Source organism: Legionella rubrilucens (assembly GCF_001468125.1).
Classification (GTDB): Bacteria; Pseudomonadota; Gammaproteobacteria; order Legionellales; family Legionellaceae; genus Legionella_C; species Legionella_C rubrilucens.
The window spans coordinates 738,184-745,489 of record NZ_LNYT01000020.1 but is presented as its reverse complement, the minus strand read 5'-3'; the positions used below and the strand labels follow the sequence as shown (position 1 = coordinate 745,489).

Below are 7,306 nucleotides of genomic sequence, written 5' to 3'. Positions count from 1 at the left end.
GCTTCATCAGAAGGAAACATGCGTTTGTTTTTTATTACTTTCCGTAAGGTCATATTCAATGACTCAATCGCATTGGTGGTATAAATTGCCCGTCGAATATCCGCCGGATAATCAAACAAAGGAATGACCCGTTCCCAATCCCTGCGCCAGGAGATGCTGATAGGCGGATACTGGTCATCCCATTTGGCAGAGAAAGCATCCAGTGCCATTTCAGCCTCAATGAGCGTATTTGCACTGTAGATGCTTTTTAAATCAGCGGCAAGTATTTTGCGGTCTTTCCAGCTCACATAAGACAGGGATTGGCGGATTTTATGGACAATACAAAGCTGAACTTTGGCGTAAGGGTAGACCGTTTCGATGGCTTCCGGGAAACCAGTCAAGCCGTCAACACAGGCAATAAATATCTCATCCAGACCTCTGTTTTTTAAATCAGTCAGCACATTAAGCCAGAATTTTGCGCCCTCATTTTGGCTAATCCACATGCCAAGTAACTCTTTTTGCCCTCCGGTATTTACGCCCAGTGCCAAATACACCGCTTTATTAGTAATGCCTTTATCCGTCTTTACCTTGACCACCAGACAATCCAGATAAACAATGGGAAAGCAGCTATCCAGAGGCCTTGATTGCCAGGCTCGCACATCAGCCAAAACAGCATCAGTAACATTGGAAATTAACGTTGGGGAAATGGTAGTCCCATAAATTTCTTCCAGCTCTGACTGGATATCACGGGTGCTTAATCCACGAGAATAAAAGGAAATAATTTTCTCATCAAGACCGTCAAAGCGAGTGGCATGCTTGGGGATGAGTTGCGGCTCGAACGAGCCCGCGCGGTCCCGAGGTACGGCAATTTCCATTTCACCTTCACTGACATGAATTTTCTTTTTGCTGTAACCGTTTCGAGAATTATCTTTGCGTGATTCACCTTTATCATGCTTTTCATAGCCCAGATGTGCAGTAAGCTCGCCGGCTAGAGCAGCTTCCAATCCTCGTCTTTTTAATTGTTTGAAAAACTCGGTGAAATCTTCAGGTGTTTTGCAATTTCTGGCTATCTCTTTTGCCAATTCATCTATATCTTCAGTCATAGTTGTTCTCATCATATTTGTCAGCACTATCCAGTGCCGACAGATTATATGCTATGACTAATTACACAAAATTATTTACAGATCCGTTTCACAAGCATCACGCTTGTTAAACGAGTTACCTCCGCATTTACGTGATATTGTTTTGTTCTAATTCACCATTTTACTCAGAATTACCCAATTAAGTTAGTTTTCCTGTAAATTAACTTTAACCTAAGTTTGTTAATTGATCTTAATTCGATTTCGTTGAGGCAAGAGAAAGGTATAGGAGTAAACAAAACCCCCGATTTTCTTCCTGGTGCTCTAGTCAAAAGGGAAGTGTCCCAAAAAATCACTATTTTTTTCCAGTGCTATGGCATATCTTAATTTCCCTTTAGAGTCATTGATTACTGTACGAAATGTTCATTCTAACCAAGTGGTGGTGATTGATGATCTCTCATTGGAGTATCATAAAATCGACGCCGATGAGATGGTTACTCAACGCAAAAATATCGTTCTTGCTTCAGATACAGGTGATTGTCCCATTATTCTTTTTTCAGATGAGTAGGCAAAAATCATTGGGTTAGCACATGCAGGTTGGAAAGGAGCGAAACAAGGGGTTATTGAAGCCACCCTTGATAAGATGGTTTCACTGGGAGCCAATCATCAAAATATTTGTGCAGTAATTAGTCCCTGCATTACTCAAAGCTATTATGAAGTAAATTCAGAATTTCACCAAAATTTTATATCTGTAGAAAAAAATAACACAAGATATTTCATACCATTCAATAATGGACTCTCATTTCATGTTTGATTTGTTAAATTATAACAAAGATAAACTTCTAAGGTATCATTTGAAATTAGTTACAGCATTAGGCGTGGATACTTACTCCAATAAGGAATTATTTTTTAGCTGCCGTCGCTCTTATCATCAAGAGGAACCTGATTTTGGCTGTCATTTAGCTTGTATTTATTTCAAATGAGATTGAAATTCCATACCAGTATAGGCAAACTTATCATAGGGTGCATCAGTCGATTGCAGTTTCACATCTGATAAGTTTATAAAAATGAAACAAAAAAAATCCAAAACCAGAGCTTTCTTTTATTATATTCCCATATCTTTCCTGATGTTACTCTGCAATCCATCCGTTGCAGAAGAAAAATACTTGGCTCCTTTGTTCGATAATTTAGGAACATTTCATCATAAAATTGAAACAAAAAATTTAATGGCACAGCGTTATTTTAATCAAGGATTAGTTCTACTTTATAGCTTTGAATTTGGGGAGTCGATTCGCGCCTTTCAGGCCGCAGTCAAAATCGACCCCAATTGCGCCATGTGTTATTGGGGCTTAGCACTTGCCTTAGGCTCTAAGACCGATATGCCCTTAAATGGATATGAGCTTAAAGATGCCAAAGCGGCTATTTATACTGCTATGGAAAAGGTAGATAAAGGAAACTTTGCCGAAAAGTTATACATATCAGCCCTATCACAACGCTATACTGATAGTAGTCCGCAAAAAATGGATGAGTTTGCTGGACTCTGTAGTAGTTATAGCGCTGTCACGGGTAATAATGCAAAAAAATATGTGGATGCCATGAAGAAAGCTACCTTATTTCTTCCTAATGATGCCGATGCTAAGACCTTATATGCGGCGGCTTTATTTGATCTTGCAGGATGGGATTTTTGGAAACAAGATGGTCGACCCAATCCACTCACCTTAGAAACCATTCAGGTATTGGAAGCAGCAATAAAACAAGATGCTGAAAATCCCGGTGCAAATCATTTGTATGTGCATATTATGGAGTCTTCCCCCAATGCCAAGAAGGCCTTAACGAATGCTGAGCGTTTAAGTCAATTAGTCCCAGGATCTGAACATTTGGCGCATATGCCTTGCCATATTTTTTATACGCTGGGGCTTTATCATAAAGCAAGCCTCGCGAATATAAATGCAATTAAAATTTATAAAGAATATGCTGAAAATTGCAAAAAGCAGGGGTTTGAACCTGAAATCCAATATCTTTATTATCATAATTATGATTATTTGGTGGCGGCAAGCAGTATGGAAGGCCGTGAAAAATTATCTATTGAAACTGCTGACGAACAGGCAAAAAAAATAGTTCCTTGGGTAGAAAAAAATCCCGCCTTACAAAAAAACCTCACGAATCAGTATCTGATGCGTATACGTTTCGGTAAATGGCAAGAACTTTTAAATATGCCCAAGCCCGATACAAAACTGCAGTATGCCTTAGGAATATGGTATTTTGCGCAGGGCGTTTCTGCACTAAAATTGAATCACTCACCTGAGGCTAAAGAACACTTGAATGCTTTAAATAAAATTATCCAACAGGGCGCAAATCCTGCCAGTTTAGGCGAGTTTGGGATAGGTTTGTTGCACATAGCACATTATATCCTTGATGGGTTAATACAGTATCAAATTCATGACAATAAAAAAGCCTTCCATGATTTTAGTCAAGCCGTAAAATTACAAGACACATTTTTATCATCGGATCCACCTTCCTGGTATTTTCCCACGCGCCAACTTTTAGGTTCATTTTTATTAAAAACTCATCAATTCCAGCAAGCAAGAGAGGTATTTTTAGAAGATTTAAAAAAACATCCTGATAATGGCTGGTCACTATATGGATTGGCGCAAAGTTTAATAAAGTCAGGCAAAATAAAAGAAGCAAAAGCGGTAAATGAAAGATTTCAAGAAAGTTGGAACTATTCTGATTTAGATCATCCTATTTCCCTTCTGGATTAATTGGATGTGCCCGCGCAGCAAAAAACCTATGCGGGTGTTTACTTACCCAGAGGAAGAGAGAGCCATACGCGTAGCACTTGAGCAGGCAGAGGCCAAGGCCTAATACAATGGGTGTCATTCTAAGTAATTTTAACGAGTAATGTCCAGCCCTGGCCTGCTCTCATACTAAAGCAAAAAATCAGGAGATACCGAAAAGAAGAGTATTGTTCATCTGCCAATAAAATCAAAAAATTAGATTTTTAAACTTTTCGGTGCGAAAGGCGAGCCTGACTTATTTTTTCCGCGCAATATAGCCAACCCATAATAAATTGATTATAATCATCTACTTATGAAATACTCAGTAGATTTTAGGAAAAAAGTATTAAAGATAAGAAAGGACGAAGGGCTTAGCATAGAGGCAGTTGCAAGTCGATTTGGAGTAGGCAAGGCAAGTGTGATGCGCTGGCTTGTAGCGTTGGAGCCCAAGAAGAGTCGTAATAAACCTGCTACCAAAATCAATATGGAGTTGCTGCAAGAGGATATATTGAATCACCCCGATAGTTTCCAATACGAAAGAGCCCAACGTTTTGGAGTGAGTGCTTCTGGTATCGCTTTGGCGTTACAACGTTTAAAAGTAAGTTATAGGAATCATCCTAAAGCAGATAAAGAAAAGCGCGCGTTGTTCCAAGAAAAGATAAACACCTATCAAAAAGCAAAACGGCCCATAGTCTATTTGGATGAGAGTGGCTTTGCTCACTCCATGCCTCGTACTTCATGGTTATTCGCTTAAAGGACATCGTTGTTATGGACAACGTGCGTGGGGAGAGTGAGGGCGCATCAATGCTATAGGAGCATTGATTGATAATCAATTGATTACCGTTGGCCTCTTTGAGGGTACAATTAATGCGGCCACATTCAATAGCTGGATAGAACAAGATTTAATACCTAAATTACCTGCCTCCTCTGTTGTAGTAATGGATAATGCCGCATTTCATAAAGATAAAGCCATGCAAGAGCAATTATTCCTCGCTGGATTTACTTTAGAATATCTGCCACCTTATTCGCCAGACCTTAATCCAATAGAGCATAAGTGGGCTCAGGCTAAATCTATTCGAAGAAAAACCAATTGTTCTATTGATGAGCTATTTTACTCTCATTGCATTTAATCATTTTATTATGGGTTAGCTATATCATATTGCTGTCAATGCGTAAGTCTTAGGTTATTCAAATTAGGCTATATTTTATTTAAAGCAGTACCGGTGAATATATATGAAATCTTTACAAGATCATCACAGAGACGTGCTATTTATACAGGATGCTATAAAAAATACGTCTTCATTATTGGCTTTAGACCGTTCTGGAACTTGTTGTTCACGCAGCTTTGATTACAAGAAGGACACCGCGCTCATTGATATTTCCCGCTTAAATGAGATTATTGAAATCAATGAAAAAGAGCAATATATCGTACTCGAACCCTTAGTGACCATGCGTCAATTGGTTCATGCCACAATAAAAAAGGGGTTATCGTCCCCAGTAATCACTGAATTGGCGCAAATGACTGTAGGGGGGGCACTGCAGGGACTCGGTGGAGAAAGCTCTTCTTTCCGTTATGGTTTTCTGGATGATTCTGTACTTGAGTATGAAGTCGTATTGGGGGATGGAATTCTTCTCACTGTGAAAGCAAATCAGCATGCTGATTTATTCAATGCTATTCCCGGGTCTTTTGGCAGTTTAGGCATAGTTACTAAAATTAAATTACGGTTAATTCCTACAGCTCGATATGTGCGAATTACCTATGATCGATTGGATAATATAGAGAGTGTTCAAGCTATTTTTGCCGAGGTGGCGAACGACAAATCCATGGATTTCATTGAATGTGTTGCACTCAGCAAAAATGATTTCAGGCTGGTAAAGGGAAGTATGGAAAACCGCATAGGATTAATAAACTGGTTGTTTAAGCGTTGTAAATTAAGTCGCTATTATCACCGCTGGTTCTTTAACCATCTTGTGGAAAATTCTAAACAAAAAGGTAAGGAACAGTGGTTAACTTATGAAGATTATGTTTTTCGTTGGAATCGGGGTAATTTCTGGACTGCTGTAATTGAATTGGAAAAAAAATATTCTGGTCGGATGAGACTGTTTTTTATTAGAATGATTTTTGGTTGGCTGATGGTCAGTAAGAATCTCTATAAAATTTTTTACAAAAAGACCCTTCAACAAAGAGAGGAAGATAGTTTTTATCAGGATTTATTAGTGCCATTAAAAGAGATGAAAATTTTTTTCAATTACCTTGACGAAACAGTTAATGTTTATCCGATATGGTTAATTCCTGTTAAAACACCGACTGAAGACAAATTGTTCTCTATTCCAGGCAGTTCTCATGCTTACTATGTCGACTTTGGCATCTGGGGACCTTATAAAGGGAGTAAAAATTTTGTTGAACTGAATCGTGACGTGGAGCATTGTTTAGGGCAATTGGACGGGCGCAAGTGGTTATGGGGGCAGGGCTACTACGAGGAAAGTGAATTCTGGCATGTTTATGATCTGGCGCACTATGAGGGCCTGCGTAGAAAATACAAGGCAGAAGGCCGATTCATTTCTATCTATCTTAAAGTTACTGAACTATATAGAATTTTTATTAAACAAAAAGAACAAAATTTAAATGGTTAGTCTATGCTTTTTTTGATTATTGAATTCGAAGATTGATGAGCAAGAATTCACCTACACATTCCTCTCCCCATCGCTAAACTGGTAAAAAACATGCGGCTGAATGGGGGGAATTTGAATGTCACCATTATCATAGCTCTGGTAGTACTGCTATAAACAGATCTAAGATAGGAATATTCCTACCACATGCAAATCATGAGTTAAATTTAAAATAAATCACGAAAAAGCTCACAAGCCTCCTGATCAGTCCCGGGATTATTCGACTCCCTGAGCCCACCAATATTTAATACCCGAATATCTTTCTCATTTATCCAGGCTTTTATGACGTGGTCTAATAGAATTTGACACCCCAGTTAAGAGATAATGTACTTAACTGGAGAAAAAATGGTAGCAAGAAAGAAGTATTCTAAAGAATTCAAACTTGATGCAGTTAGTCTGGTATTAGAACAAGGCTATGGCTGCACAGAAGCTGCTAAAAGTTTGGGGATTCATCAAGCTCTACTTAGTCGCTGGCTTAAAGAGCACCAAGAGCCGGATGGGCAAGCATTTCGAGGAAATGGCAAGTTAACAGCAGAACAATTAGAGATACGTCGCCTGCAGGAAGAAAATAAACGCTTGAAAATGGAAAAGGAAATCTTAAAAAAGGCGGCGGTCTTCTTTGCTCAAGAAACGAAATAAAATATTCGTTTGTCGCCCAAAATAAGAAGACCTGGCCGGTTGGCTTAATCTGCCAACTCCAGGGCATTACACGGCATGGATATTACAGTTATCAGCAACGCCAGAGAAATAAACCCGATGATCCTGAACATGAGGATGTTATTGATTGGGTGAAGAAAATAG

7 protein-coding genes and 2 pseudogenes are annotated in these 7,306 nt (G+C 38.9%); 7 read left to right on the top strand and 2 right to left on the bottom strand.

From position 1 onward, the window contains the following. Positions 1–1,082 (bottom strand): IS256 family transposase (locus tag Lrub_RS11180; protein ID WP_237760808.1); only part of this gene is annotated, 1,082 nt, incomplete at its 3' end. Positions 1,083–1,431: 349 nt separating this feature from the next. Between Lrub_RS11180 and Lrub_RS15280 the strand changes: the two are divergent. From Lrub_RS15280 to Lrub_RS11160, 6 genes and pseudogenes are all read left to right on the top strand, one after another. After that, positions 1,432–1,872: pseudogene (locus Lrub_RS15280) on the top strand (purine nucleoside phosphorylase YfiH/LACC1 family protein). Next, complete coding sequence (locus tag Lrub_RS15275; protein WP_133134188.1) at positions 1,850–2,041, top strand: laccase domain-containing protein; 192 nt, start codon at positions 1,850–1,852, stop codon at positions 2,039–2,041. Before Lrub_RS15280 ends, Lrub_RS15275 begins: the two are co-directional and overlap by 23 nt. An 84-nt stretch (positions 2,042–2,125) precedes the next feature. After that, on the top strand, positions 2,126–3,820 hold the full coding sequence (locus tag Lrub_RS11175; RefSeq protein WP_058532168.1) for a tetratricopeptide repeat protein: 1,695 nt from the start codon (positions 2,126–2,128) through the stop codon (positions 3,818–3,820). Between the two features lie 328 nt (positions 3,821–4,148). After that, positions 4,149–4,589, top strand: coding sequence for an IS630 transposase-related protein (locus Lrub_RS15020; RefSeq protein ID WP_237760800.1), 441 nt, complete (start codon positions 4,149–4,151; stop codon positions 4,587–4,589). Positions 4,590–4,635: 46 nt separating this feature from the next. Next, positions 4,636–4,965: a transposase gene (locus tag Lrub_RS15015; protein WP_420324357.1), complete on the top strand. Its 330-nt coding sequence runs from the start codon at positions 4,636–4,638 to the stop codon at positions 4,963–4,965. Between the two features lie 103 nt (positions 4,966–5,068). Continuing rightward, positions 5,069–6,469 (top strand): FAD-binding oxidoreductase, encoded by a 1,401-nt coding sequence (locus Lrub_RS11160; protein ID WP_082651493.1) that lies wholly within the window; start codon positions 5,069–5,071, stop codon positions 6,467–6,469. A gap of 203 nt (positions 6,470–6,672) precedes the next feature. Here the strand turns inward: Lrub_RS11160 and Lrub_RS15270 are convergent, their stop codons facing one another. Continuing rightward, complete coding sequence (locus tag Lrub_RS15270) at positions 6,673–6,789, bottom strand: YpsA SLOG family protein (RefSeq protein ID WP_420324356.1); 117 nt, start codon at positions 6,787–6,789, stop codon at positions 6,673–6,675. Between the two features lie 61 nt (positions 6,790–6,850). On the opposite strand from Lrub_RS15270, the pseudogene Lrub_RS15145 reads away from it, so the two are divergent. Next, positions 6,851–7,306: pseudogene (locus Lrub_RS15145) on the top strand (transposase); the annotation flags it as partial.

Bases quoted from the DNA above. Each gene is read 5' to 3' on its own strand.
- Lrub_RS15275 (WP_133134188.1), top strand. From the start codon at position 1,850: ATGGACTCTCATTTCATGTTTGATTTGTTAAATTATAACAAAGATAAA.
- Lrub_RS11175 (WP_058532168.1), top strand. From the start codon at position 2,126: ATGAAACAAAAAAAATCCAAAACCAGAGCTTTCTTTTATTATATTCCC.
- Lrub_RS15020 (WP_237760800.1), top strand. From the start codon at position 4,149: ATGAAATACTCAGTAGATTTTAGGAAAAAAGTATTAAAGATAAGAAAG.
- Lrub_RS11160 (WP_082651493.1), top strand. From the start codon at position 5,069: ATGAAATCTTTACAAGATCATCACAGAGACGTGCTATTTATACAGGAT.